Below are 25,489 nucleotides of genomic sequence, written 5' to 3'. Positions count from 1 at the left end.
ATGTCGTTGACGGGGGTCAACCTGCGTCGTCGTTGGGTGTTCCTTAACCGATGTGGTCACGAATGACGTGTCAGCTTGCCCATCCCTTTGGTTCGTCTACGGGCAGTCCAGCGAGGCGCCATTCGAGCATGCCCTCGTCGAGGCGTTTGACCGCGCGTCCGGAGCTTTTCACGATTCGAGTGGCCTCGGGTGCCATGACGCAGTACGCGCCACGGCAGTAGGCGACGATTTCGTGGTCGGCCGGTAGCTCGGCTAGTCGGTCTACCAGCTCGGCGAGGGGCATGCTGATCGCGCCGGGAATATGGCCCGCCATGTACTCCTCATGCGGTCGCACATCGACCAGGGTGACATCGCCGGCGTCGAGGCGGCGAACCAGTTCCTCACGGGTGATGGCGTCATCGGGGGAACCAAGCACCGCATCGGCCGCGACGGCCACGTCGGCGAGGTGCGCCTCGGCGACCGTCTGCACCAGTGCAAACAGCCGGGCCACGTCGTCGCCGGCGAGCCGGTAGTACTGACGGGTGCCATCGCGGCGTGCTTCGACCAAGCCGCCGGTCTTGAGGGCCTGTAGGTTCGCCGAGGCGGTGGTCAGGTTCATGCCCGTCGCGGTGGCGATCGATTCGACGGTGCGCTCACCCTGAGCGAGCAGGTCGAGGATTTGCAGTCGCCGCCCGTTGCCAAGCGCCTTCCCGACCCGGGCGATCTCGTCAAACAGTGCCGCCTTGGAACCGGATGGCATTTCCATCTTGCTTCTCCAATAATCTTTGGAATAGTGTATCTATACTAACACGAGGGGACGGCCCCACCGGGATCACCAACGTCTGACCAACTCCAGCAGGAAGTGAACATCAATGAGCAAGACAGTTGTCGTCCTAGGCGCCGGCGTGGGAGGTCTGAGCGCGGCCGCGGAGCTGCGCAAGGTACTGCCCACCCAAGATCGGATCGTCCTGGTCGATCGCAGCTTTAGCGGCACCCTGGGGTTGTCGCTGCTGTGGGTGTTGCGTGGCTGGCGCACCCCTGAGCAGGTGCGGGTACGACCCACGGCGGCAGCGCTTCCCGGTGTGGAGATGGTGACGGCGGAAGTGGACCGCATCGACGACGCTGAGCAGACGGTGCACTGCCACGGCGCGGGCCCGATCCGCTACGACGCTCTGGTGATCGCCCTCGGCGCCGCCCTCGACGTCGCGGCCTTGCCCGGCCTATCGGACGCGCTCGAATCTGGTGTCGCGGACCAGTTCTACACCCTCGACGGTGCCGCGGATCTGCACCGCAAGATCGGGGTGATGGAGTCGGGACGGGTAGTGGTGCTCGTCGTCGGGGTGCCGTTCAAGTGCCCGGCCGCACCATTCGAGGCGGCGTTCCTCATCGCCGACCAACTAGGCGCCAAGTACTCCAGCGGCGCGGTGCGAGTTGATACGTTCACCCCGGATGCGCTGCCGATGCCGGTCGCCGGTCCGGAAGTCGGCAACGCTCTACTCGCCATGATGGAAGCGAACGGTATTGGTTTCCATGGTGGTAAGTCCGCGACTCGCATCCATCCGGATACCCGCAGCGTGGAATTCGCCGACGGCACTACGGAATCATTCGATCATCTCGCAGTGGTTCCGCCACACCGGTCCCCAGCCGCAGGGGTGATGTCGACTGGAATCGGCCCTACCGGCTGGATCCCTGTCGATTCGCAAACCCTCGCCACCAGCATTCCGAGTGTTTGGGCGATCGGTGATGCCACGGCACTGATGCTGCCCAACGGTAAACCGCTACCGAAGGCGGCGGTCTTCGCGCAAGCCGAAGCCGAGGTCGCCGCACACCAGGTGGCCCGTCATTTGGGTTATGACGCGCCCGACACCCGCTTCACCGGCGAGGGCGTGTGCTATGTCGAGATCGGCGGCGGCCTGGCTGCTAAGGGTGAAGGCAATTTCCTCACCCCACCCGCACCCCAGATCGCATTGCGCGGCCCATCACCGTCGTATCACGCGGAGAAGGAGCAGGAGGAGCGAGATTGGCTGGCGCGCTGGAACGGTGGCTAGGCCATCCCGAGACATCGAGGCGACAGAGGTCGCAACCCGAAACCGTATGAACCGGAAAACGGAGGACATGATGAAGCGCTTACTCACCATCGCTTATGGCGTCGCGTGCTATCTCATCTTCCTGGCGGCGTTTCTATACGCCATTGGCTTCGTGAGCAACCTTGTCGTGCCGCGCAGCATCGACAACGGTGTTGCGGCGGCGATCGGGGAGGCGGTTGTCGTTAACGTAGTCCTGCTGGCTTTGTTCGCCGTCCAGCACAGCGTGATGGCACGACCGGCGTTCAAGCGCCGGTGGACGCGGTTGGTACCCGAGGCTATCGAGCGCAGCACTTATGTGCTGTTGTCGAGTTTGGTTCTGTTCCTGTTGTTCTGGCAGTGGCGGACGATGCCGGCGGTCGTCTGGAACGTCACATGGCCACCGGGACGGATCGGACTGCAGGTGCTGTTCTGGCTCGGTTGGGCTACGGTCCTGGCGTCGACGTTCATGATCAGTCACTTCGACCTGTTCGGGCTGCGGCACGTGTAGCTGGCGTGGCACGCAAAACCGTACAGCCACATTGCATTTCGTGCCCCCCTCTTATACCGAGTGGTGCGGCACCCTCTGATGCTGGGGTTTGTCATCGCTTTCTGGGCCGCGCCCAGGATGACGGCGGGGCACTTACTCTTCGCGCTCGCGACAACCGGCTACATCCTCATTGCGCTACAACTAGAAGAGCACGATCTAATCGCGGCGCTCGGCGATCAGTACCGCCAGTACCGCCGTCAGGTGCCAATGCTCATCCCAGGGCTTCAACGGCCCGGCCGCCGTACCGCTGCAGAAAAGAGTACTAAACCGATTTGACGCGACAGAATCCGAATTAGCCGGCACTGCTTGCCTATGAGTGGCCGCCGCCGCCAACCCGGCCCTGCTCTGGCCTACTTGGAAAGGTTCGCCGGACGTTGGGTAAGTTTGGCGATAATATCGCTAGATGGCAATGACTACCACAACAGCTTCAGTGGCGCGGGTGGAGCTGGCGCCGGCAGCGGCCTTGTTTCGTTCTCTGGGGGATCCGACTCGGCTGGCCATCGTGCGACGGTTGGCGGAGGGGCCGGCGCGGGTGGTTGACCTTGTCGAGGCCGTTGGGTTGGCCCAGTCAACCGTGTCAAAACACCTTGCCTGCCTTCGAGACTGTGGCCTCGTAGCGTTCGATCCAGTCGGGCGCGCGTCCCTGTTCCGTTTGAGTCAACCTGTGCTCGTCGATGTGCTCACCTGCGCCGAGAAGGTTTTGGAGGCCACCGGTCAAGCGGTGGCCCTTTGCCCGAATTACGGCATGGCCAACTGTTCACAGGAGAGCATCCGATGACTGCTACCGGACCCCCGAGCAACCAGGCTGCGATCGATCACCACATCTGCTGCGAGGCAACCCCGTCCGCACCGTCGAGGCCACTTGCACGGGATGCGCAGTGGCACCGCGCAGCTCGATCGGCGCGATGGCTGTCATGGGTCAGCCTGATTTGGATGCTCACCGAGGCTGCAATCGGGCTGTGGCAGGGCCTGATCGTCAGCTCGATCGCCTTGACCGGGTGGGCACTGGGCAGTGCGGTCGAGGGTCTAGCCAGTGTGATTGTGATATGGCGATTCACCGGCTCGCGCACTCTGTCGGAGACCGCCGAACGGCGCGCCCAACGCGGCGTCGCAGTGTCGTTTTGGCTGCTGGCCCCCTACATTGCCGCTGAATCCATCCATCATCTGCTTGACGAGCACCGCGCGGAACCCACCGTGATTGGCATCGTGCTTACCGCTATCGCGCTACTTGTCATGCCGATCCTCGGCCGCGCCAAACACAAACTCGGCACACAGCTGGGCTCGAGCGCCACCGCCGGCGAAGGCACCCAGAACTACCTATGCGCCGCCCAGGCCGCCGCAGTCCTAACCGGCCTCGCGATCACCGCCGTCTGGCCAGGCAGCTGGTGGCTCGACCCGGTTATCGGACTAGGCATCGCTGCCGCCGCGGTATGGGAAGGCATCCAATCCTGGCGCGGCGACGACTGCTGCGCCTGCTAATCCGCACACCCTGGAAACATCCGGCCGCCGTTAAGGAATCCTCGACCAAACCGACACTAGAAACGCACTGCGCGCATGGAGGCGGGATTAATTCCGGCCGTCACGCCGGAGCCGCCCCGAGTTGACACTGCGACTACCGAGAAGTTACCAACCCAGGGAACGGGATCAATTTTCGCCCGTCGCCCCTAAATTGCGCTCGTTGCCAATCGACGTCCGCGACTAAGTTGGAGGTGTCTGGATTAAGGAATCGGGTGGGTCGATGAATGAGACGAGAGACGCGGTAAGGGCCGAATTAGCATGGTTTGCTGGGGATTTCGCTTTTGTACTTGGCTCGGCCCAATTCAATGAGCTTGATGCCCCGAGTCTAGGAACCCGTTGGAGCAACAGACAGCTGTTGTTCCATACTCCTCGGCCAACGCATCACACGAATCGTCATCGTCATTACGGGCGGCTTCTCCCGCCTGCCACCCGGAGCGTCTGAGGGCTTTAGCCGGGTCCTGGCTGCCTCCACCCGAACCTACAACGAGCTCAACTGGTTTGGTGGTGTCGTCGGCGGACGCATCAACAGTTTTGCGTCGACGCGGCGACAGATGTACCGGGGCACACGCGCGATCCTGGATTGGTATGACCATGCAGATGCGCAGGCCCTTCACAGCGGAATGACAGTCCCCTCGTCCTGGGACCCCTGCTTCACGCTGTGGATGGACCGCGCTGACCTGCTCCAATGGGGCACCGCGGCACTACCGCCACCATCGCGGGCAGCTCTCGCTGGGGCAGCATCCCGCTGAAGTCCCCAATGAGGGGAGGGGGCGCACAGGGGCACACCGGGTCGCCAGACCAAGGTCGTAGCCCGGCATCGGGCAACCCGCGCCTATGAGCGAACCGGCCGGGCTTCGAGACACACAGGCGGTCCTCGAGGGGCAGCTGCGGCGCGGCTGACTGCCGATTGTCGATTCCCGGGGACAAATGATGTGCGTGAGATCGATTGCAGCACAAGATCTTGGTGCGTTACCTGCACACTGACGTATGCGGCCTCAGTGCCGCTACGTAGGGCTCGACGTGAGCCGCGGAAATGCCGGATGGCAGCCACCAGGTTTTCGAGGTGGTCTGCTCGGCCCGCGTGATGCCAGCCGACGAAGCCCTCCTCCCCCTCCCCTTTGCCCGTTGCCTTGAGGTCTTGGAGCCGCCTATTATCTGCGTATGAATGCAGGTACGGAAGCGTTCAGGTGCAGACTGCCCGGCGATCAGGTGGATCTGGTGGTCGAGGTGTTCCGGATGCTGGCCGATGCCACCCGCGTCCCGTTGCTGCGGGCGTTGCTGAAAGGCGCGAAATGTCGGTCAACGACCTAGCCACCCATATCGGCAAACCAGCACCGTCGGTGTCGCAGCATTTGGCGAAGTTGCGGATTGCGCGGCTGGTCCGCACCCGCCGCGAAGGCACCAGGATCTTCTGCGGCCTGGACAACGACCACGTCGGGCCGCTCGTCACCGACGCTGTGTTTGACGCCCAGCATGCCGGTCCGGGTGTGCCCGGACATCACCGAGAGGCCACCGAGCTCGCCACCCTGTGCCCCGGTGCCACCTTCACCGCCGATTCGACTCCGATCCGATCGGCAGGACGCCGCGCATGATCCACGATGCAGGCCACACGGCCGCGGGCAGCCACGACCACTTGCGCCACGGCCACACTCACGGCCACGGCCACGGCCACGGCCACGGCCATCCGCAGGGTCTGCTGGGGGTGATCAAGGCGACTTTCACTCCGCACAGCCACGACGCGTCCGACAGCATCGACGGGGCGCTCGAGTCCAGCGCCGCCGGGATCCGGGCGGTAAAGATCAGCCTGCTCGCTCTCGGCGCGACCTCGATTGCGCAGCTGGTGATCGTGGTGATCTCCGGGTCGGTCGCGTTGTTGGCGGACACCATCCACAACTTCTCGGACGCGTTGACCGCGATCCCGCTCTGGATCGCGTTTGCCTTGGGTACCAAGGCCGCCACGCGCCGCTATACCTACGGGTTCGGCCGGGCCGAGGACCTTTCCGGGTTGTTCGTGATTGCGATGATCGCCCTCTCGGCCATCATCGCCGGGGTCGAATCGGTCCGGCGGTTGATCAATCCGGTCCTTATCCAGCATGTCGGCTGGGTCGCGGCGGCCGGGTTGGTCGGGTTCATCGGCAATGAGCTAGTCGCCGTATACCGGATCCGCGTCGGGCGGCGCATCGGATCGGTCGCCCTGATCGCCGACGGCCTGCACGCCCGCACCGACGGCTTCACCTCGCTGGCCGTACTTTTCGGCGCCGGCGGCGTCGCGCTTGGATTCCCGCTGGCTGACCCCATCATCGGGCTGCTCATCACGGCGGCGATCCTCGCCGTGCTGCGCACCGCCGTCCGCGACGTGTTCTGTCGCCTCATGGACGGTGTAGACCCTACGCTGGTCGACACCGCCGAAGCGGCGCTGGCCGCCGAGCCCGGCGTGACAGGGGTTCGCAGTGTGAAGATGCGCTGGCTCGGCCACCGCTTGCACGCCGATGCGGAACTCGACATCGATCCGGCGACCAGCCTGTCTGACGCCCACCGGATCGCCCATCAGGCCGAGCACGCGCTCACCCACGCAGTGCCCAAGCTGTCGAGCGCACTCGTCCACGCCTACCCCACCGGCGTCGATAACCCGTGAGCGATCGACGGCCGATGAGGTCGGGTTGGCACGAGTGGACTGTTCTCGCCGTCGGTCGCTGTGCGCCGCGCCCTACCGTGCCCAGCACGGGTGGCGCCCCAAGCGGCCCTCGAGAAAATTCTTCTACCGTTCGAACTGCGCGCTGTGCGCGACACGATCGGTAAATCAACTTCTGACATCTGTTGGCAGCCTTGTCAATCGTGCAAATGCGCGTCGCCTTACGACGATAGTCAAGCGAGCAGGTCCGCCTGCGCTAGCGACGGGCCAGTCTCTGTCGAGGAGCGTTCCGGCCGCTAAAGACCTCCGGTTGGTTTGCTGTTGGGGCTCGATACCCCTGAAGTGGATCGTGCTAGGCGATCATTTCGACCGGAGTTTTCGCCCAACAAGTGTCGCCTCCCGTTTACCTGGCGACGTTGTGAAGGTTGCCGTGACGGCAACGGAGTCGGCTGCTGGCGGGTGATCGCTCCAATAAGGCACGCGGAAAATCGAATTTCTCGACCAAGAACGATATTCGCGCTACGCTCACGATCTTTCGTTCTTGACCTTGTCAAATTATTTCGCAAATTTCTCCGGCGGGAGCCCCAGTATGTCGTATGTGATCGCAGTTCCGGACCTGTTGGCCGCGGCGGTAGCGGACCTCACGGGGATTGGGTCCTCGTTGGGCGTGGCCAATCTCGCGGTGGCGCTGCCCACCACCGGGGTGATGGTTGCTGCCAGCGATGAGGTGTCGGCGGCGATCGCCTCGTTGTTTTCCGGCCACGCTCGGGAGTATCAGGCGCTCAGTGCGCAGGTGGCGGCGTTTCATGATCGGTTCACGCAGGCGTTGACGGGGGTCGGGGGGTCGTATGCGGCCGCGGACGCGGCCAGTGTGTCGCCGTTGCAGATGCTCGAAGAGGGCTTGTTCGGAGTGATTAACGCGCCTACGAATTTGTTGTTGGGGCGTCCGTTGATTGGTCCGGGCAGCAATGGGGCGCCGGGGACGGGGCAAAACGGTGGCGGTGGCGGGATTTTGTGGGGTAACGGCGGGAATGGCGGGTCGGGGGCGCCGGGGCTGGCCGGCGGTGCTGGTGGAGCGGCCGGGCTGATCGGCGCCGGCGGTCTCGGGGGTGTCGGTGGGGTCGGTGGCGGGGCTGGTGGGGTCGGGGGCGCCGGCGGGTGGCTGTGGGGCAACGGCGGTGTTGGCGGTACCGGCGGGATTGGGAGCGCCACGATAAGCGGCGGCATCGGCGGTGCAGGTGGTAGTGCGCTGCTGTACGGCAACGGCGGGGCCGGCGGAGCGGGCGGGGCGGGTGCGGCAGGTGCTGCCGGCACCGCCGGGGCGCCGGGCAACCCGCTGGTCTCGAGTGGTGGCACCGGTGGCCCCGGCGGCGAGGGCGGTAACGCGGGAATTGGTGGGGCGGGCGGTAACGGCGGACTGGTACTGGGTGCTGGCGGGGCCGGCGGTCAGGGCGGCGTCGGTGGGGCCGGCGGTGTTGGGGGGGTCGGCGGAGCCGGCTGGGACAACCCGCTTGTTGGCGCCACCGGAGGTCACGGCGGCAACAGCGGCACCGGTGGCCAGGGTGGTACCGGGGGTATGGGCGGGGCCGGTGGGCAGGGTTCGGCGGTGTTCGGCCAGGCGGGCGCAAACGGGTATGGCGGGGCAGGCGGTGCCGGCGGCAACGCCGGAGCACCCGGTGACGGCGGCATGGGCGGGCCCGGCAGCGCCGCCTCCCTCGGTGGTATCGGCGGCAACGGGGGCGACCCCGGCACCGGCGGCGTAGGCGGCACGGGCGGCGCAGCCGGTGGTCCTGGCGCCGGTGCCGGAGCGACCGGCGCACTCGGCTCAATAATCCCCGGTAACGGGGGTAAAGGCGGCACCGGTGGCCACGGCTTTGACGCCACCGACGCCATCGCCCTCAACATACCGGGCGGCACTGGCGGCGCGGGCGGCGACGGTGGCAGCTACGGCAACGGTGGCACCGGAGGGGCCGGTGGCAACGCCGGGCCCAGCAATGCGGCCGGCGGCAACGGCGGCGCGGGCGGCACGAGTGGGGTGATCGCCGGGGTCGGCGGCACCGGCGGTCACGGCGGCAATGGCAGTGGCAGCGGCGCCGGCGGGACCGGCGGGATGGGGGGAGCCGGGATCAATGAAGGACCGGGGAACGCGGTAGGCGGCGACGGCGGGGCCGGCGGTGCCTCACCCAACGGCCTCGGTGGTAACGGCGGGGTCGGCGGTGCGGCGACCAACGACGGCACCGGCGACGCGAGCGGCGGCAGCGGCGGGGTCGGCGGCACCGGCGCTGCGGGTGGCGGGAATGGCGGTGCCGGCGGACTTGCGACCAACATCGGAACCGGGAACGCCACCGGCGGTGCGGGGGCCGACGGCACCAGCGGCGGGGTCAGTGGCGGTAGGGGCGGGACCGGTGGCATCGCGAACATCACGAACGCCGTCTCTACGGGCACCGCGACCGGCGGCATCGGCGGCGCCGGGGGTGACGGGACCGCCGAAGGCGGCTCCGGCGGTTCTGGCGGGGCGGCGATCACATCCGGAACCGGGAACGGGATCGGCGGCGCCGGGGGTGACGGTGGCAGTGGCGGCACCACCGGCAAAGGCGGCATCGGCGGAAGCGGCGGCGAGGGGGGCATCAACAACGCATTTTCTTCGGGTACCGCAATCGGCGGCAATGGCGGGGCCGGCGGCGACGGCATCATCGGTGGAAATGGCGGAACCGGGGCTTCGGCCCAGATCGCAATTGGGGGCTCCGGGGACGCCATCGCCGGTGCCGGGGGAAACGGTGGCGCTGGTCCCAGTGGTGGCGGGCGAGGCGGGGACGGCGGTAGTGCGGGAGCGGGTTCATTCGTCGCTCCCGCGAGCGGCAAGGCGATCGGCGGCAGCGGTGGGGCGGGCGGCAGCGGTGGCACCACCGGCGCCGCGGGCATCGGCGGTACCGGCGGCGGCGCCAGCGTCAACGGCATTAATTCGACGGGTACCGCCACGGCCGGCAACGGCGGGGCCGGTGGCGACGGCACCAGCGGTGGAGTGGGTGGTAACGGCGGTTCTGCATCGAACCAAGGATTCGGGGTCGCAAGCGGCGGCGCCGGTGGTGCCGGCGGCGACGGCGCGATCGGTGGGTTGGGGGGCGCAGGCGGTGCTGGCGGCGGAGCGACCCTCAGCAACATCGCCGCCACAGGTACGGCCCAGGGTGGCAACGGAGGGGGCGGCGGCTCCGGAGCCGCCGGGGGTAACGGCGGGGGCGGCGGTACTGCGACGCACTCAGGAACCGGGAACGCCGTAGGCGGCGATGGCGGGCTCGGTGGAGGCGGCGCCGCCGGAAAGGGCGGGGCCGGCGGGACGGGCGGCAGCGCGGTCACCGGTAACACCGCCTCCACGGGTACCGCCACCGCCGGCGACGGCGGAGCCGGTGGCGACGGCACGAGCGGCGGCAACGGCGGTGGGGGCGGCTTTGCATCCACTACCGGACTCGGAACCGTCACGCCCGGCAGTGGCGGGGCCGGCGGCACGGGCGTCGCAGGTGGCGGAGGCAGCGGCGGCCGGGGCGGCAATGCGGTCGTCGGCAACAGTGCCTCAACGGTGGCCGTTGTCGGGGGCACCGGCGGTGCGGGCGGCCGGGGCGTCGACAACGTCGGGTTCACTTTGGGAAGCGGCGGTGCCGGCGGCGATGCACAGACGATCAACGCGACGGCGCAGTCCGTCGGCGGAGCCGGCGGGGACGGCGGGGACGCCACCACCGGCACCGGCGGACATGGCGGCGGCGGTGGTACGGGGTTCAACTTCGCGAGCCAACCCGGAACTGGGAAAGCGATCGGTGGCGCAGGGGGCTCGGGTGGCAGTGGCGGAACCATCGGCGCGGGTGGGAACGGCGGCGCGGGCGGCGCCGGGGACATCGCTAACACCGCTTCTGCGGGCACCGCGGTAGGCGGCGACGGCGGGGCCGCGGGCATCGGCGCGGCAGGCGGCGGGTCCGGCGGCAGCGGCGGCGCCGCGATCAACAGCGGAACCGGAAACGCGATGGGCGGCGCCGGGGCGGACGGCGCCAGCGGCGGCACCGGCACCGGAGGAAACGGCGGCGCAGGCGGTACCGCGACCATCGGCAACGGGTCGTCTGTGGGTACCGCCACCGGAGGCAACGGCGGGGCCGGAGGTGGCGGCACCCTCGGCGGCACCGGCGGAGGTGGCGGTACGGCCCAGGTCACCGCGGGTGGGTCCGGAACCGCGCTCGGAGGCCTCGGCGGGAGCGGCGGCGACGGCGTCAGCGGCGGAATCGGTGGAAGCGGTGGCGCAGCCACTACGAACGGAATCGGTGCTGCCACCGGCGGACACGGAGCTGCGGGGGGCGCCGGCACCACAGGCACCGGCGGCAAGGGCGGTGCCGGCGGGGCCGCAACCATCTCGAACGGAACCTCGGCTGCTGCCGCGACCGCTGGTGCCGCCGGGCACGGCGGCTCTGGTGCCGCCGGTGGGGCGGGTGGGGACGGCGGCAACGCGTCTACCAGCGGGACCGGAATTGCCGGTGGAGGCGATGGCGGAGACGGCGGCGACAGTTCGGCAATCAACGCCCAGGGTGGGGCGGGCGGGGATGGTGGCGACGCCCACTCCGCTGTTCTGGCCAACGCAACACCCGGCGTCGGCGGAACCGGCGGACTGGGCAGCCCCCCAGGCGTAGATGGGTCGGACGGATTGGCGTCGTGACGAGTCGTCGCCGAGCAGGCGCCCGGGAGGATTCCCATGGGTACAGGTGCGTTCCGTGCGGCAGATGGTCGAGCGGTGACCATCTCCTACGACGACGTGCACAGATCCGGGTGCGCTCAGCTGGCCACGACCGACGTACCGTGACGGACCCGACGAGGCGGCACGCGGCCGTCGCGGTGGTGCTGGCGGATTCCGAGGTCGGTGAAGGCCGCGTGCATACCGCTCCGGTGGACGATTGAATCAGCGGCCGCCGCCTGCCCGAGGAGGCCCTCGACGGCCAGCTGATCGACGTGGCGGGAGGTGCGGCATTCCTGTTGTGCCGCACAGCATCCCGTTTGAGATATCACGCCGCGCAAGTGGGCACTGCCGGGGCGGCGGTCTTGATCCGGGCGAAACGGCGACCCACGCCGCGTTGGGGGAATTGGACGAAGAGGTCGGGGTGCGGCCGCCGGAGTCCGCGGTGTTGGCTCTGCTCGACGACCATCCGACACGGTCCGGATACGTCATTACGCCCATCGTCATCTGAGGAGGCGGCCGGCTTGATGTGCGCCCGGCGCCCGATGAGGTGCTGGCCCTCTACCGGGTGGGATTGCACCAACTTCAGCGAGACGACTCGCCGCGCTATCAGCATCGAGGAAAGTCGCCGTCCGGTCGTGCAGATCCGCCAACAACTGTCAGCGGCATGTGGGGCGCGGGCCGGGCTGGGACCGGCGTCGCTGGTGCTCTACGACGTCGCCGACTCCCCGATAAGTCGAGGCCGGCTGTGGCACGCGATCTTCGTCGAGCACAGCGTTGTGCCCCAGACAGCGAGCCGGTGTACCCGGTCGAGTTATGACGCCCAGCGGGACTTAAGCGAGCACTGCGGCGATCTCGGACGCCGCCTCGTCGCCGTAGGCGCCGGCCAACCGCGCGTTCGCGCTCGCACGGTCCCACTCCCAGTTCTGGGTCCCGGTCGACTCGAGCACCAGCACGGCAACCAGCGAACCGAGCTGCGCCGAGCGTTCCAGGCTCAGCCCCGCGCTGCGTCCGGTCAGGAAACCGGCCCGGAAGGCGTCGCCGACGCCGGTCGGGTCAGTCTGACTCGTCTCGGGCACCACGCCGACGTGCACGGTCGTGCCGTCACGCTCGAAGATGTCGACTCCGTCGGCACCCAGCGTGGTGACCCGCAAATCCACCTGAGACATCACGTCGGCTTCGGTCCAGCCGGTCTTGGACAGCAGTAGGTCCCACTCGTAGTCGTTGGTGAACAGGATGGCGGCACCGCCGATCAGCCGCCTGATCTCTTCGCCCGACAACCGGGCCAGCTGCTGGGAGGGGTCAGCGGCGAACGCCAGCCCGAGCTTGCGGCACTCCTCGGTGTGCAGGAACATCGCCTCGGGGTCGTTGGCGCCGATGATCACCAGCTCCGGCGTGCCGACGGCAGACACCACGTCGGCGAGTTTGATGTCGCGGGCCTCCGACATCGCGCCGGGGTAGAACGACGCGATCTGCGCCATGTCGACGTCGGTGGTGCAGGTGAACCGTGCGGTATGCGCCGTCTCGGAGATCAGCACGTGATCGCAGTTGACGCCGTGGGCTTTCAGCCAGTCCCGGTAGTCGGCGAAGTCGGCACCTGCCGCACCGATCAACGCGACGTCGCTGCCGAGCACACCGATGGCGAACGCCATGTTCCCGGCCACTCCCCCGCGGTGCACGACCAAGTCGTCGACCAGGAAGCTCAGCGACACCTTGTGCAGGTGTTCGGGCAGCAGTTGTTCGGAGAATTTGCCGGGAAAGCGCATCAAATGGTCTGTGGCGATAGAACCGGTCACCGCGATGGTCACGAAAAATCCACCCTTCGTTTATTCAGTCGTCTAGCTTCTCATGTATGGCAGCTTGGCGACCAACGCTGTCGCCGCGAGGCAGCGCGCAGCCGTTGCGCTAGCCTGCCTAGAGACTCATGTGGCTGCCGCGGCTGGACATCCGGACGGCAACCCGATCTCGCCTCGTCCCCACAGCGTAGGAGAACAACGATGGCCGGTCCGCACCCGCCGAACCCTGCTGTGGGCGCGCACGAACCGCAACGAGCGCAGCCGTACGGGCCAAATCCGCCCGAGACGCTGAATTTCCCGCACGGCGAACCGTCCTTCGGGCCCGGCAACGCAAGCCCGGCAACCGGGTACCCCGGTTCGCCACAGCCCCCGCGGCGGCGGCCGAAGCGCCTGCTCATCGGCATACTGCTGGCCGTTGCGCTGGTCGCCGCGTTGACGACCGCCATCGTCTACGGGGTCCGCACCAATGGCGCCAACACCGGCGGCAGCCTCTCGGATGCCTCGGCCAAGACGGCGATCCAGAGCTACCTCAACGCCCTGGCGCACAAGGACATCGACGGGATCATGCGCAACACACTTTGCGGCATCTACGACGCCGTCAAGGACAAACGCTCCGACCAGGCACTGGCCAAGCTCAGCAGCGACGCCTTCCGCAAACAGTTCTCCGAGGTGGAAGTGACGACGATCGACAAGATCGTCTACCTGTCGCAGTACCAGGCCCAGGTGCTGTTCAGCATGCAGGCGACACCCGCCGCGGGCGGTCCGTCACGCGGTCAGGTACAGGGCATAGCCCAGCTGCTGTTCCAGCGCGGGCAAATTCTGGTGTGTTCCTACGTGCTACGCACCGCAGGCCAGTACTAGCGCGTTAGTTGAACGAGTCGCCGCACGCGCACGAACCGGTGGCGTTCGGGTTGTCGATGGTGAAGCCCTGCTTCTCGATGGTGTCGACGAAATCGATCGACGCGCCTTCGACGTACGGTGCGCTCATCCGGTCCACGGTCAGTGTCACACCGCCGAACTCCACGGTCAGGTCGCCGTCGAGGGTGCGGTCGTCGAAGAACAGGTTGTAGCGCAGGCCCGCGCATCCGCCCGGCTGGACGGCGATGCGCAGTGCCAGGTCGTCGCGTCCCTCCTGATCCAGCAGGGCCTTCGCCTTCGCAGCAGCGGCCTCGGTCAGGATCACGCCGTGGGTCGTGGCGGTCGGCTCGTTCTGCACCGTCATTGCTTCTCCTACATGCTCATCGTCGGGTGGGCCTGGCCAGCGGGATATCTGGGGCCTGCTCGAGGAAACCCACTAGGTCAACGGTACCCCGGCGGGCCGGTATTCCCGAGTCGTGCCGCTGTCTCCGAGGCAAGTCCCATCAGCTGATTGGCGGCATCAGCCAGTGCCAGACGCACCGAACCTGCGTATTCGCTCATGGCAAGGGCGGACATGATGCCTGACACACGGGTGGTGGATTTGTCCACCGACACCTGACCTGCCAGCACGATCACCGGGATACCCAGCGGACGAGCCGCTGCTGCGATCTCACCGACCACCTTGCCGTGCAGTGATTGCTCGTCGAAGTGACCTTCGCCGGTGACGATCATGTCGGCGTCTTCCAGGTCGTCGGCGAAGTGGGTGAGTTCGGCGAAGATCGCCGCGCCCGACTCGCAGCGCCCTCCCAGCGCGAGCAGCCCGGCCCCGATGCCGCCGGCGGCCCCCGCGCCGGGTTCCGCACTCACGTCGCGTCCGGCGACGGTGTCCAGCACCATCGCCCATGCCTCCAGCCGGACTTCCAGCTTGGCGACGGTCGCCGCGTCCGCCCCTTTCTGCGGGGCGAAAACCCTGGCCGCCCCCCAGGGTCCCAGCAGCGGATATTCCACGTCCGAGGCGGCGATGAGCTCGATCCCGGACAGCCATTGGCGGGCCGTGTCCAGGCCGCCCAGCTCATCAATCATGCCCTTACCGCCGTCGGTACACGCACTGCCGCCCAAACCGACCACGATGCGCACCGCGCCGGCCTTGAGGGCGGCGGCGATCAGCTGACCGACGCCCTTGCTGTGAGCCGCCATCGCCGTCTCCGGCGTCGGCGGGCCGCCGAGCAACGCCAGACCACAGGCCTGCGCACATTCCAGATACGCCGTCCGCGACTGCTCCTCGAACACCCACTGGGCGTCGACGTCGGTGTCCAGCGGCCCGGACACGCGCAGGCGTCGCAATCCCCCGATCCGATTGGCCAGCACCTCGACAAACCCGGGGCCGCCGTCGGATTGCGGTGCCACGATGAAGGAATCGCCGGGTCGAGACCGTGTCCAGCCAGTGGCGATGGCAGCGGCGGCCTCCACCGCCGACAGGCTGTCGCCGTAACAGTCAGGCGCCACCAGCACCCGCATCGCGGGCAGCTGCAGCCTGCCGGGCCCGAAGGCACCGGCAGCACCACCCCCCGCCTGCGCCACGTTCATCACAGGCCAGCGTAGGTCTCCGCGAAGTTTGCCGTGGGCAATACAGCCGCAATTAAGGATGCTCACGCAATCGAAGTAACCTGACGAGTGTGAAGCTGCTGGGCCGTAACAAGGGCCGTGACGAGGGTGATGACGCGCCGGGCGGGCCGGACCAGGATTCGCCGCCGGCGCCGGCGCGGGGAACGCGCACCGGACCCAAGGGCCGGCCTACGCCCAAGCGCAGCGAGGCCCGCGGCAGGAAGGGTCCCGTGGCGCCGGCGCCGATGACGGCGTCGGAGGCCCGGGCGAGGCGCAAGTCGTTGTCCGGCACGAAGCTCAGCCGCGAGGAACGCCGCGCCGATCGCACGGCCAACCGGGCCCGGATGACCGAACGCCGGGAACGGATGATGGCCGGAGAAGAGGCATACCTGCTGCCGCGCGACCAGGGTCCGGTGCGCCGTTACGTCCGCGACGTGGTGGACGCCCGGCGCAATGTGCTCGGACTGTTCATGCCGTCTGCCCTGGGCCTGCTGGCCGTCATGTTCGCGCTGCCGCAGCTGCAGTTCTACATGTCCCCGGCGATGTTGGTCTTGATGGCTTTGATGACGATCGACGGGATCGTCCTCGGGCGCAAGGTCGGCCGGTTGGTGGACGCGAAGTTTCCGAAGAACACCGAAAGCCATTGGAAACTCGGTCTTTACGCCGCAGGGCGGGCCTCCCAGATGCGCCGGATGCGAGCACCCCGGCCTCGGGTGGAACGCGGCGCCCATGTCGAATGACCCGTTGATCTGACGTGCGCACGCTGGTACTCGGCGGCATCAGGTCGGGCAAATCCCGGTGGGCGGAGGACGCAATCACAAACGCACTGCAACCAGATCGACCGGTCCGCTATCTGGCCACCGGCGGCCTTGACCGGGCCGATGCGGACTGGCTGCAGCGGATCGCCGCGCACCGCGACCGTCGGCCCCGGCACTGGACAACGGAGGAAACCGACGACATCGGCCGCGTCCTGCAGCAATCCCCAGCGGTACCGACGCTGGTCGATGACCTCGGCACCTGGCTGACCGGCGCTCTGGATCGCCACCGCGGATGGGACGGCGGCTCGGTGGACGTGCCGGTACAGCGGCTGCTTTGGGCAATCGAGGCGTTCGATTCGACGCTGGTGCTGGTCAGCCCGGAGGTGGGCTTGACCGTCGTGCCGGCCACCACATCGGGGCGGCGCTTCGCCGACGAACTCGGCAGGCTCAATCAGCGGGTTGCGGCGCTGTGTGACCGGGTGGTGCTGGTGGTGGCCGGACAGGCCCTGACGATCAAGGCGCCGGCGTGAGAGGCTTCGGCCCGGTGTCACCGCCCGACCCGGGCGTCGAGGCGGCCGCCCGGGCCCGCCAGGACACCCTGACCAAACCGCGGGGTTCGCTGGGCCGGTTGGAAGACCTGTCGGCATGGGTAGCGTCGTGCCAGGGCCAGTGCCCGCCGCATCAGTTCGAACGGGCGCGGGTGGTGGTCTTCGCCGGCGACCACGGCGTCGCGCGGTCCGGGGTCTCGGCGTACCCGCCCGAGGTGACCGCGCAGATGGTCGCCAACATCACGGCCGGCGGAGCCGCGATCAACGCGCTTGCCGATGTCGCCGGCGTGACGGTGCGGGTCGTCGATCTGGCTGTGGACGCCGACGAGCAGCCAGTCTCGGTGAGCGACAAGATCCGTCGCGGCAGCGGCGACATCGCGGTGGAAGACGCGCTGACCGAAGAGGAGACAGCGCGGGCCATCGCGGCCGGACAGCAGATCGCCGACGACGAGGTGGATGCCGGAGCCGACCTACTCATCGCCGGCGACATGGGAATCGGCAACACCACTCCCGCAGCGGTTCTGGTGGCGGCGTTGACGAACAGCGAACCCGTCGCCGTGATCGGCTTCGGGACCGGCATCGACGACGCCGCCTGGTCACGCAAGACGGCAGCGGTACGCGATGCCCTCTTCCGCGCCCAGCCGTTGATCGACGATCCGGTGGCTCTGCTGCGCTGCTGCGGCGGCGCGGACTTCGCGGCCATGGCCGGCTTCTGCGCGCAGGCCGCGATACGCCGCACCCCGCTGTTGCTGGACGGAATGGCGGTGACGGCCGCGGCGCTGGTCGCCGAACGGCTGGCCCCGGGTGCGCGGCAGTGGTGGCGGGCCGGTCACCGGTCCACCGAGCCGGGTCACACACTGGCGCTGGCGGCTCTCGAACTGGAGCCCATTGTGGACCTGCGCATGCGGCTCGGAGAGGGCACCGGCGCTGTGGTGGCTCTACCGGTGCTGCGCGCCGCGGTGGCCGCACTGTCGTCGATGTCGACGTTCACCGAGGCCGGGGTCTCCGGCGCGATCAGCCCGTGATCCGATCGCTGGCAACATCTTTCGCGTTCGGCACGGTGCTGCCGGTTCCCCGGTCCCGGACCGGCCCGATGGGTCGCGGCGCGCTGAGCGCACTGCCGGTGGTCGGTGTCGCGCTCGGCGCGCTGGCCGCGGCCGTGAAATGGGGAGGCGTGGCGGCGTTCGGCCAGTCCAGCGCACTGCCGGGGTTGCTCGCGGTGACGGTGCTGCTGCTGGCCACCCGAGGGCTGCACCTTGACGGTGTGGCAGACACTGCCGATGGGCTGGGCTGTTACGGACCGCCGCAGCGCGCGCTGGCCGTGATGCGCGACGGGTCCACGGGGCCGTTCGGGGTCGCCGCCGTCGTCCTGGTGATTGCGTTGCAGGCGGCCGCCTTCACCCGGCTCGGGTTCCCGGCGATCGTGCTGGCGGTGTTCGCCGGCCGGGTCGGTGCGGTGTTGGCTGGTCGGCGGCCGGTGCCGGCGGCCGAAGGCAGCGCGCTGGGCGTTCTGGTCGCGAGCACCCAGCCGCCGCCGGTGGTAGCGGCGTGGCTGGTCGCGCTGTTCGCCGGCTCGGCACTGGCCACCCCGCGGCCCTGGCAAGGGCCGATAGCGGCTGTGCTGGCGATATGCTGCGGAGCCGCCCTGGTCAGGCACTGTGTGCGCCGGCTCGGCGGTATCACCGGTGATGTGTTGGGCGCCGCGATCGAGCTGACCACCACGGTGTGCGCAGTGACGCTCGCGGGCTTTGCGCCCCTGTGAGGCCGCCGAGCGTGAAGCTGGCTTCACGCTCGCGTCCCAGCGTGAAGCCAGCTTCACGCTCGGCGGGACAGACTAGCCCAGCCGCGACATCCACCCGTGGGTGTCGGCGAAGGTGCCGCGCTGAATCCCGGTCAACGTGTCGCGCAACGCCATGGTCACCTCGCCCGATCGGCCGTCGGCGATGGTGAACTCCCCGTCGCCGTACTTCACCCGAGAGACGGGGGTGATGACGGCAGCGGTGCCGCAGGCAAACACCTCGGTGATCTCACCGGAGGCGGCCTTCTTCTCCCACTCGTCGATATCGATCTTGCGTTCCTCGACTGCAAACCCGGCATCAGTTGCCAACTGCAGCAACGAATCTCGGGTAATCCCGGGTAGCAGCGAACCCGACAGCTCGGGGGTGACCAGCCGTGCCGAGCCGCCGCTGCCGAATACGAAGAACAGGTTCATGCCACCCATCTCTTCGACGTAGCGACGCTCTACTCCGTCCAGCCACACCACCTGGTCGCAGCCGTGTTCGGCCGCTTCGGCCTGAGCCAGCAGGGAGGCGGCGTAATTACCGCCGAACTTGGCCGCTCCGGTGCCGCCCGGGCTGGCCCGCACGTACTCGGTGGACACCCAGACGGTGACCGGGCTGATGCCGCCCTTGAAGTACGCACCGGCGGGCGAACCGAACAGCAGATAGCGGTACTCCTTGGCGGGCCGCACGCCGAGGCCGGGCTCGGTGGCGATCATGAACGGCCGCAGGTACAGCGCCTCCTCGCCGCCGGCCTTGGGCACCCATTGGTTGTCGACGGCGACGAGCTGGCGCAACGACTCGAGGAACAGCTCGTCGGGCAATTCCGGCATTGCCAGCCGGCGCGCCGAGGAGCGCATCCGCGCGGCGTTGGCATCAGCGCGGAACGCCACCACGGAGCCGTCGGCCCAGCGATAGGCTTTGAGGCCCTCGAACACTTCCTGGGCGTAGTGCAGCACGATGGCCGACGGATCGAGTTCGATCGGGCCATACCCGAGGACGCGCGCGTTGTGCCAGCCTCGGCCTTCGATGTAATCGATGGAGACCATATGGTCGGTGTGATATTTGCCGAAACCTGGGTCGGCCACGATCGCTACCCGCTCGGCCTCGGTGGCGGGGTGCTCCGCGCGCGTAACCGAGAACTCGAGTGGGCCGCTGGTCATGGCGCTGATTCTATAACCGTGCGCGAACGGGTTTTTGCCACGCGCACCGACTCTAACGCGTCTTCAGCTCAACAAACGGCGGACGTACCACTTCACACGCGACCGCACGGCCGCGGACATCGACGGTGATTTGCTGGCCATCCTGAACCCCGGCGTCGGAGTCGATCAGCGCCAGCGCGATGCCCAGCTGCAGGGTCGGCGAGAAGGTGCCCGACGTAGTGGTGCCCACCGGGTTGTCACCGTCGAGCACCGTCAGCCCCGGCCTCAGCACCCCGCGGCCGGTGGTGCGCAGACCGCGCAGCAGTCGTCGCGGGCCGGCCTCTTTCTCGGCCAGTAGCGCATCACGGCCGAAGAAAGCGTCTTTCTTCCACCCGATTGCCCAGCCGCAGCGAGCCTGCAACGGCGAGATGTCAAATGACAGCTCATGTCCATGCAACGGATAGCCCATCTCGGTGCGCAGGGTGTCGCGTGCACCCAGACCGGCAGGCTGACCACCGGCCTCGGCGACGGCCTGGGCCAGCGCGTCGAACACGACTCCCGCCGAATTCCACGGCGGCAACAGTTCGTAGCCGTGTTCGCCGGTGTAGCCGGTGCGGCAGACCCGCACCGGCACATCGGAATACGTCGCGTCCGCGTAGCCCATGTAGTCCATCTCCGTCGGCAAGCCCAGTGCGGCGAGCACCTCCGAGGACCGGGGCCCCTGCACAGCGAGCACGGCGTGGTCGCGGTGCAGGTTGGTGATGGTGACATCGGCCGGGGCGGCGGCCTGCAGCGCCTGGACCACGGCAGCGGTGTTGGCAGCATTGGGCACCAGGAAGATCTCGTCTTCGGCGACGTAGTAGGCGATCAGATCGTCGATGACGCCGCCGGATTCGGTGCAGCACAGCGTGTATTGCGCCTTACCCGGGCCGATGCGGCACAGGTCGTTGGTGAGCGAGGCGTTCACGAACTGCGCCGCCCCGGGACCGCGCACCAGCGCTTTGCCCAGGTGGCTGACGTCGAACAGCCCCACAGCGTTTCGGGTGGCGTTGTGTTCGGCGACCGTGCCGGCGTATGACACCGGCATCAGCCACCCTCCGAACTCAGCGAAACTCGCACCGAGCTCACGATGGCGTGCTTCCAGCGGTCCATGCAGCAGTTCCGGCGCGTCGCTCACGGCGTCCCACCCTAGCTCGGACCCGTCCCGCTCGCCCGGCGGGTGGCACACTTGGGCACGTGTTTGATTGGGATGCGATGGAAGCCGCCGGAATCGCCAACGCGCGCGAGCGCGCCGATCTCATCAAGTATCTGGACGGACTCGGGTTCAGCCTGGACGAGATGGTGGAAGCCGAACGGCGCGGCCGGCTGTTCGGGCTGGCCGGCGACGTCCTGCAGTGGTCCGGCCCACCGATCTACACGGTGGCCGCGGCTGCCGAACAACTCGGGTTGTCCGCGAATCAGGTGGCGCAGGCGTGGGCGCTGTTGGGTTTGACCTTCGCCGGTCCCGACATTCCGGCGCTGAGCCAGGCCGATGTCGACGCCCTGGCGACCTGGGTCGCCCTCAAGGCGGTGGTGGGCCAGGAGGGCGCGTTCGGCCTGCTGCGGGTGCTCGGTGCCGCGATGGCCCGGCTCGCCGAGGCGGAATCGACGCTGATCCGGGTCGGAACTCCGGACATCCAGATGACCCACACCAACGACGAGTTCGCCACGGCGCAGGCCTACCGCTCGGTCGCGGAGTTCGTTCCCCGGATCGGGGCGCTGATCGACATCGTGCACCGTCACCATCTGACCAGTGCCCGAACCCACTTCGAGGGCGTCATCCGGGACACTTCGTCGAGTGTCGTTTGCGGCATCGGTTTTGCCGATCTGTCCGGCTTCACGGCGCTCACCCAGGCGCTCACTCCTGTCCAGTTGTCGGAGTTGCTCAACGCGTTCTCCGGCGCGGTGTCCGACGTTGTCCATGCCGACGGTGGCCGAGTGGTGAAGTTCATCGGTGACGAGGTGATGTGGGTGAGCGCTTCGCCACGGCAGCTGATCACCGCCGCCGTAGATCTCGTCGAACACCCCGAGGCGCGCGAAGAGGGATTGCAGGTCCGCGCCGGTCTCGCCTTCGGCACCGTCCTGGCAATCAACGGCGACTATTTCGGCAATGCGGTCAACCTGGCCGCGCGTCTGGCGGCAGCCGCCGCGCCCGGGCAGATCCTGGCCGATTCCGCACTGCACGACCAACTGCCCGATTGGCCGGCGAAATCGTACGGTCCGTTGACGCTCAAAGGTTTCGACGCACCCGTCCCGGCCTTCGAATTGCGCGCCGGCGGCAATCAGCTCGACACCGCTTGGCCGCGGCCGCGCTGCGACACGTAGACCTGATCGGCGCCGACTAGGGTAATTGCCCGTGACCACCTCCTCATCGGGCTACCAGGCTCCTGCTGTCAATGTCGCGACATCCCTGCCCAAACGTGGAGTCGGTTCGTCGGTCTTGCTGGTGCCGGTCGTCTCGACCGGCGATAAGGACGAACCCGGCGCCTCCGTCGCCGGGGATACCGCACTGCTGCCCACCGAAGCGGTCACCGAAATCGAGGCGGCCCTGCGGGCCCTTGGCGCCACCGGCAGCCCCGAGCAGGCGCACCGTCTCGTGGTGTCCTCGTTGCCGGTGGCCAGCGTCGTGACGGTCGGCCTGGGTAAGCAGCGCGATCAGTGGCCTCCGGAAGCGATCCGTCGCGCGGCCGGCGCCGCGGCACGCTCGCTCGGCACCTCCGAGGGTGTGATCACCACATTGCCCGCGTTGCCGGGCGAGGGCGTCTGTGAGGCCGCGGTTGAGGGCCTGATCCTGGGCAGCTACCGGTTCAACGCCTTCCGCAGCGCCAAGACGGCTCCCAAAGACCCGGGTTTACGCAAGATCACCGTGTTGTCGTCCGCGCGGGAAGCCAAGAGGCAGAGCGCGCACGGCGCAGCCGTCGCCACCGCCGTCGCCACCGCCCGCGATTTCGTGAACACCCCGCCCAGCCACCTGTTTCCCGCCGAATTTGCTTCGCGGGCAAAGGTTCTGGCGGAGTCGGTAGGTCTGGAAGTCGAAGTGCTCGACGAGAAGGCGCTCAAGAAGGCCGGCTTCGGCGGAGTGATCGGGGTCGGCCAGGGTTCGTCACGGTTGCCCCGGTTGGTCCGGCTCGCTCACCGGGGGTCGCGGCTGGCCAAGAATCCGAAACGGGCCAAGAAGGTGGCGCTGGTCGGCAAGGGAATCACCTTCGACACCGGCGGGATCTCGATCAAGCCGGCCGCGTCGATGCACCACATGACCTCGGACATGGGCGGGGCCGCCGCCGTTATCGCCACGGTGACGCTGGCCGCTCAGCTGCAACTGCCGATCGACGTGATCGCCACCGTGCCGATGGCCGAGAACATGCCGTCCGGGACGGCGCAGCGGCCCGGTGACGTTTTGACCCAGTACGGCGGTATCACGGTCGAGGTGCAGAACACCGACGCCGAGGGCCGGCTCATCCTGGCTGACGCCATCGTGCGGGCTTGCGAGGACAAGCCGGACTACCTGATCGAGACGTCGACGCTGACCGGAGCGCAGACGGTCGCATTGGGCACCCGCATCCCCGGAGTCATGGGCAGCGATGAGTTCCGTGACCGCGTCGCCGCGATCTCGCAGCGGGTCGGCGAGAACGGTTGGCCGATGCCGCTGCCCGACGAGCTCAGGGACGACCTGAAATCCACGGTGGCCGACCTGGCCAATATCAGCGGTCAGCGATTTGCGGGCATGTTGGTGGCCGGGGTGTTTCTGCGCGAGTTCGTCGCCGATTCGGTGCAGTGGGCGCATATCGACGTCGCCGGCCCTGCCTATAACACCGGCAGCGCGTGGGGGTACACGCCCAAGGGCGCCACCGGTGTGCCGACCCGCACCATGTTCGCGGTGCTCGAAGACATCGTCACGAACGGGTAGACCCCTCGGGCTTCAGTTGGTCAGCAGCGACCGCAGGACCCGGTTCGCGGTGCGACGGGGCCAGCCGTGCCACCCGTCGGCGGCCAGCGCCGCGTTGGCAGCGTTGCGACCACAGGCCCCATGCACGGAGCCGCCCGGCGTCGCCGACGCACTACCCAGGTACAGGCGTTCGATCGGCGTCTCGGCCCGGCCCATACCGGGTGCCGGGCGGAAGATCAGCATTTGCTGCAGCTGCGCGGTGCCACCGTTGAGCGCACCCAGGTGCAGGTTGGCGTCGCTGGCCTCGAGGTCCGACGGGCGTTGCACGAACCGGTGCAGAACGCGGTCTCCAAATCCCGGCGCGTGGTCCTCGATGACGTCATCCATTGCCTTTGCCAGCTGTTCGGCCGACCCGTCATCGTGCACGTTGCGCGGCAAATGCGTGTAGGCCCAGACACTTTCGGTACCGGTCGGCGATCTGCTCGGATCGGCGGTGGTGGTCTGGCCCAGCAGCACGAATGGCCGCTCGGGCACCACCCGAGTGTTGATGTCGGCCATCCAGCGAACCAGTCCGTGCCCGTCGGCCCCCAGGTGTGCGGTGCCCACCTCCCGCAGATTCTCGGCCCGCCACGGAATCCGGCCGTCCAGGGCGTAATTCACCTTCACCACCGGCGGATCCCAGACGAAGTGCTCGAGGTCTTCAAGCAACGAAGCGGGCAACGCGTCGGCGGGCAGCATGTCGCAGAATAACCGGGGCGCAGTCACGTCGGCGACGACCGCCCGCCGGGCTTTGACCGCCCGTCCGCCTTCGGTCATCACACCGACCGCCCGCCCGCCACGCACGGCGATTCGGGAAACGTTGTGGCCGTATTCGATTCGCGCGCCGGCCGAGCACGCCCGACGCACCAGGGCCGCGGTGAGCTGACCGGAGCCGCCGACGGGCACCGGCCAGCCCCGATCCTGGGCGAGCATGCACATCAACAGGCCCATCACGCCACTGCCGGGTGCATCCAACGGGATGTCGGCGTGCAACGCGTTACCCAGCAGCATGGCCTTCGGCGCCTCACCGTCGAACAATCGGTCGGCCATCGTATTGGCCGGCTGCACAAGCAGATTGGCCAACCGGACCGCCTCGGCGGTACCGAGTTTGGCGAGCAGCTGAGCAAGGGGAAGCATCGGCGGAAAAGGCGCCAGCAGTGCCTTCATCAATGGAGTCTTGATCTTCTCCCACAACTCCACCACCCGCCACCAGTTGTCGCCATCGGCCCGCTCGCGACGTTCGAACTCCGCCGCGGTACGGGCGGGATCGTGGTAGATGACTGCAGGATCCTCGTCGGCGGCGCTCAGCGGATGACCGACCACCGCCGGCGCGTGCGACCATCGCAACCCGTGGTCCTCCAGTTGCAGGGCGGCGATGGCAGGTGACGCCACCGTCATCGGATAGAACGAGCTGAACAGATCGGTGATGTAGCCCGGCGTCAGCTCGGCGCTGCGCACCGCGCCTCCGGGCTCCTGTTGCGCTTCGAGTACCAGCACGTCCCAGCCGGCGTCGGCCAGCATCGCCGCGGCAACCAGCCCATTATGACCGGCCCCCACCACCACCGCATCGACCGCGTCGGACGCGGTCAC

19 protein-coding genes and 4 pseudogenes are annotated in these 25,489 nt (G+C 68.0%); 16 read left to right on the top strand and 7 right to left on the bottom strand.

What is annotated here, in order from left to right:
• Positions 1-70: 70 nt before the first annotated feature.
• Positions 71-745 carry an ArsR/SmtB family transcription factor gene (locus ACX9NE_RS24750; protein ID WP_459364381.1) on the bottom strand — a complete coding sequence of 225 codons (675 nt, stop codon included), beginning with the start codon at positions 743-745 and terminating at the stop codon, positions 71-73.
• A 106-nt stretch (positions 746-851) separates the two neighbouring features.
• Here ACX9NE_RS24750 and ACX9NE_RS24745 point away from each other — a divergent pair, with 106 nt between their 5' ends.
• The 9 genes and pseudogenes from ACX9NE_RS24745 to ACX9NE_RS24705 all read left to right on the top strand — a co-directional run.
• Positions 852-2,027, top strand: a complete 1,176-nt coding sequence (locus ACX9NE_RS24745) for an NAD(P)/FAD-dependent oxidoreductase (RefSeq protein ID WP_459364380.1) — start codon at positions 852-854, stop codon at positions 2,025-2,027.
• A 70-nt stretch (positions 2,028-2,097) separates the two neighbouring features.
• A pseudogene (gene mddA / locus ACX9NE_RS24740) lies at positions 2,098-2,868 on the top strand (methanethiol S-methyltransferase).
• A 127-nt stretch (positions 2,869-2,995) separates the two neighbouring features.
• Entirely contained in the window at positions 2,996-3,370 is a 375-nt protein-coding gene (locus ACX9NE_RS24735) for an ArsR/SmtB family transcription factor (protein WP_459364379.1), read from the top strand.
• Positions 3,367-4,071: a cation transporter gene (locus tag ACX9NE_RS24730; protein WP_459364378.1), complete on the top strand. Its 705-nt coding sequence runs from the start codon at positions 3,367-3,369 to the stop codon at positions 4,069-4,071. Before ACX9NE_RS24735 ends, ACX9NE_RS24730 begins: the two co-directional genes overlap by 4 nt.
• A 1,200-nt stretch (positions 4,072-5,271) precedes the next feature.
• A pseudogene (locus ACX9NE_RS24725) lies at positions 5,272-5,702 on the top strand (ArsR/SmtB family transcription factor).
• Positions 5,699-6,745 (top strand): cation diffusion facilitator family transporter, encoded by a 1,047-nt coding sequence (locus tag ACX9NE_RS24720; protein ID WP_459364377.1) that lies wholly within the window; start codon positions 5,699-5,701, stop codon positions 6,743-6,745. The pseudogene ACX9NE_RS24725 and the gene ACX9NE_RS24720 overlap by 4 nt, the downstream one beginning before the upstream one ends.
• A gap of 586 nt (positions 6,746-7,331) precedes the next feature.
• Complete coding sequence (locus ACX9NE_RS24715) at positions 7,332-11,435, top strand: PE family protein (protein ID WP_459364376.1); 4,104 nt, start codon at positions 7,332-7,334, stop codon at positions 11,433-11,435.
• A 104-nt stretch (positions 11,436-11,539) separates the two neighbouring features.
• Positions 11,540-12,097: pseudogene (locus ACX9NE_RS24710) on the top strand (NUDIX hydrolase); the annotation flags it as partial.
• Between the two features lie 99 nt (positions 12,098-12,196).
• Positions 12,197-12,270: pseudogene (locus ACX9NE_RS24705) on the top strand (hypothetical protein); the annotation flags it as partial.
• Positions 12,271-12,283: 13 nt separating this feature from the next.
• On the opposite strand, the gene ACX9NE_RS24700 reads toward ACX9NE_RS24705, so the two are convergent.
• Positions 12,284-13,258, bottom strand: a complete 975-nt coding sequence (locus tag ACX9NE_RS24700) for a carbohydrate kinase family protein (protein WP_459364375.1) — start codon at positions 13,256-13,258, stop codon at positions 12,284-12,286.
• Between the two features lie 189 nt (positions 13,259-13,447).
• Between ACX9NE_RS24700 and ACX9NE_RS24695 the strand changes: the two genes are divergently transcribed.
• Positions 13,448-14,107 (top strand): Rv0361 family membrane protein, encoded by a 660-nt coding sequence (locus ACX9NE_RS24695; protein WP_459364374.1) that lies wholly within the window; start codon positions 13,448-13,450, stop codon positions 14,105-14,107.
• A 4-nt stretch (positions 14,108-14,111) separates the two neighbouring features.
• On the opposite strand, the gene ACX9NE_RS24690 is transcribed toward ACX9NE_RS24695, so the two are convergent.
• Positions 14,112-14,468: an iron-sulfur cluster assembly accessory protein gene (locus ACX9NE_RS24690; RefSeq protein WP_459364373.1), complete on the bottom strand. Its 357-nt coding sequence runs from the start codon at positions 14,466-14,468 to the stop codon at positions 14,112-14,114.
• Between the two features lie 77 nt (positions 14,469-14,545).
• Positions 14,546-15,622 carry a glycerate kinase family protein gene (locus tag ACX9NE_RS24685; RefSeq protein ID WP_459364392.1) on the bottom strand — a complete coding sequence of 359 codons (1,077 nt, stop codon included), beginning with the start codon at positions 15,620-15,622 and terminating at the stop codon, positions 14,546-14,548.
• A gap of 158 nt (positions 15,623-15,780) precedes the next feature.
• On the opposite strand from ACX9NE_RS24685, the gene ACX9NE_RS24680 reads away from it, so the two are divergent.
• The 4 genes from ACX9NE_RS24680 to ACX9NE_RS24665 are packed head-to-tail and all read left to right on the top strand — an operon-like array spanning position 15,781 to position 18,777.
• On the top strand, positions 15,781-16,449 hold the full coding sequence (locus ACX9NE_RS24680) for a DUF3043 domain-containing protein (protein WP_459364372.1): 669 nt from the start codon (positions 15,781-15,783) through the stop codon (positions 16,447-16,449).
• 14 nt (positions 16,450-16,463) lie between these two features.
• Entirely contained in the window at positions 16,464-16,997 is a 534-nt protein-coding gene (locus tag ACX9NE_RS24675; protein ID WP_459364371.1) for a bifunctional adenosylcobinamide kinase/adenosylcobinamide-phosphate guanylyltransferase, read from the top strand.
• On the top strand, positions 16,994-18,040 hold the full coding sequence (cobT, locus tag ACX9NE_RS24670) for a nicotinate-nucleotide--dimethylbenzimidazole phosphoribosyltransferase (RefSeq protein WP_459364370.1): 1,047 nt from the start codon (positions 16,994-16,996) through the stop codon (positions 18,038-18,040). Before ACX9NE_RS24675 ends, cobT begins: the two co-directional genes overlap by 4 nt.
• On the top strand, positions 18,037-18,777 hold the full coding sequence (locus tag ACX9NE_RS24665; RefSeq protein ID WP_459364369.1) for an adenosylcobinamide-GDP ribazoletransferase: 741 nt from the start codon (positions 18,037-18,039) through the stop codon (positions 18,775-18,777). Before cobT ends, ACX9NE_RS24665 begins: the two co-directional genes overlap by 4 nt.
• A 72-nt stretch (positions 18,778-18,849) precedes the next feature.
• Here ACX9NE_RS24665 and ACX9NE_RS24660 read toward each other — a convergent pair whose 3' ends face one another.
• Together ACX9NE_RS24660 and gcvT are read right to left on the bottom strand one after the other, a co-directional pair.
• The gene (locus ACX9NE_RS24660; RefSeq protein WP_459364368.1) at positions 18,850-19,956 is read right to left on the bottom strand and encodes a branched-chain amino acid aminotransferase; all 1,107 of its coding nucleotides are present in this window, start codon (positions 19,954-19,956) and stop codon (positions 18,850-18,852) included.
• A 52-nt stretch (positions 19,957-20,008) separates the two neighbouring features.
• Entirely contained in the window at positions 20,009-21,112 is a 1,104-nt protein-coding gene (gcvT, locus tag ACX9NE_RS24655) for a glycine cleavage system aminomethyltransferase GcvT (RefSeq protein WP_459364367.1), read from the bottom strand.
• A 77-nt stretch (positions 21,113-21,189) separates the two neighbouring features.
• Between gcvT and ACX9NE_RS24650 the strand changes: the two genes are divergently transcribed.
• Together ACX9NE_RS24650 and ACX9NE_RS24645 are read left to right on the top strand one after the other, a co-directional pair.
• Positions 21,190-22,299: an adenylate/guanylate cyclase domain-containing protein gene (locus tag ACX9NE_RS24650; protein WP_459364391.1), complete on the top strand. Its 1,110-nt coding sequence runs from the start codon at positions 21,190-21,192 to the stop codon at positions 22,297-22,299.
• Between the two features lie 31 nt (positions 22,300-22,330).
• Positions 22,331-23,881, top strand: coding sequence for a leucyl aminopeptidase (locus tag ACX9NE_RS24645; RefSeq protein WP_459364366.1), 1,551 nt, complete (start codon positions 22,331-22,333; stop codon positions 23,879-23,881).
• 12 nt (positions 23,882-23,893) lie between these two features.
• Here ACX9NE_RS24645 and ACX9NE_RS24640 read toward each other — a convergent pair whose 3' ends face one another.
• Positions 23,894-25,489, bottom strand: a complete 1,596-nt coding sequence (locus tag ACX9NE_RS24640) for a phytoene desaturase family protein (protein ID WP_459364365.1) — start codon at positions 25,487-25,489, stop codon at positions 23,894-23,896.

Source organism: Mycobacterium sp. ML4, from assembly GCF_054515735.1.
Note: the sequence above shows the minus strand (reverse complement) of the source record. Positions and strands in the feature narration are given on the sequence as shown.

What these genes read in the sequence shown, in the direction of transcription:
- ACX9NE_RS24750 (WP_459364381.1), bottom strand. Translation starts at nt 745, where the DNA reads ATGGAAATGCCATCCGGTTCCAAGGCGGCACTGTTTGACGAGATCGCC.
- ACX9NE_RS24720 (WP_459364377.1), top strand. Translation starts at nt 5,699, where the DNA reads ATGATCCACGATGCAGGCCACACGGCCGCGGGCAGCCACGACCACTTG.
- ACX9NE_RS24695 (WP_459364374.1), top strand. Translation starts at nt 13,448, where the DNA reads ATGGCCGGTCCGCACCCGCCGAACCCTGCTGTGGGCGCGCACGAACCG.
- ACX9NE_RS24690 (WP_459364373.1), bottom strand. Translation starts at nt 14,468, where the DNA reads ATGACGGTGCAGAACGAGCCGACCGCCACGACCCACGGCGTGATCCTG.
- ACX9NE_RS24685 (WP_459364392.1), bottom strand. Translation starts at nt 15,622, where the DNA reads ATGCGGGTGCTGGTGGCGCCTGACTGTTACGGCGACAGCCTGTCGGCG.
- ACX9NE_RS24660 (WP_459364368.1), bottom strand. Translation starts at nt 19,956, where the DNA reads ATGACCAGCGGCCCACTCGAGTTCTCGGTTACGCGCGCGGAGCACCCC.
- ACX9NE_RS24650 (WP_459364391.1), top strand. Translation starts at nt 21,190, where the DNA reads ATGGAAGCCGCCGGAATCGCCAACGCGCGCGAGCGCGCCGATCTCATC.
- ACX9NE_RS24715 (WP_459364376.1), top strand. Translation starts at nt 7,332, where the DNA reads ATGTCGTATGTGATCGCAGTTCCGGACCTGTTGGCCGCGGCGGTAGCG.
- ACX9NE_RS24745 (WP_459364380.1), top strand. Translation starts at nt 852, where the DNA reads ATGAGCAAGACAGTTGTCGTCCTAGGCGCCGGCGTGGGAGGTCTGAGC.
- ACX9NE_RS24735 (WP_459364379.1), top strand. Translation starts at nt 2,996, where the DNA reads ATGGCAATGACTACCACAACAGCTTCAGTGGCGCGGGTGGAGCTGGCG.
- ACX9NE_RS24730 (WP_459364378.1), top strand. Translation starts at nt 3,367, where the DNA reads ATGACTGCTACCGGACCCCCGAGCAACCAGGCTGCGATCGATCACCAC.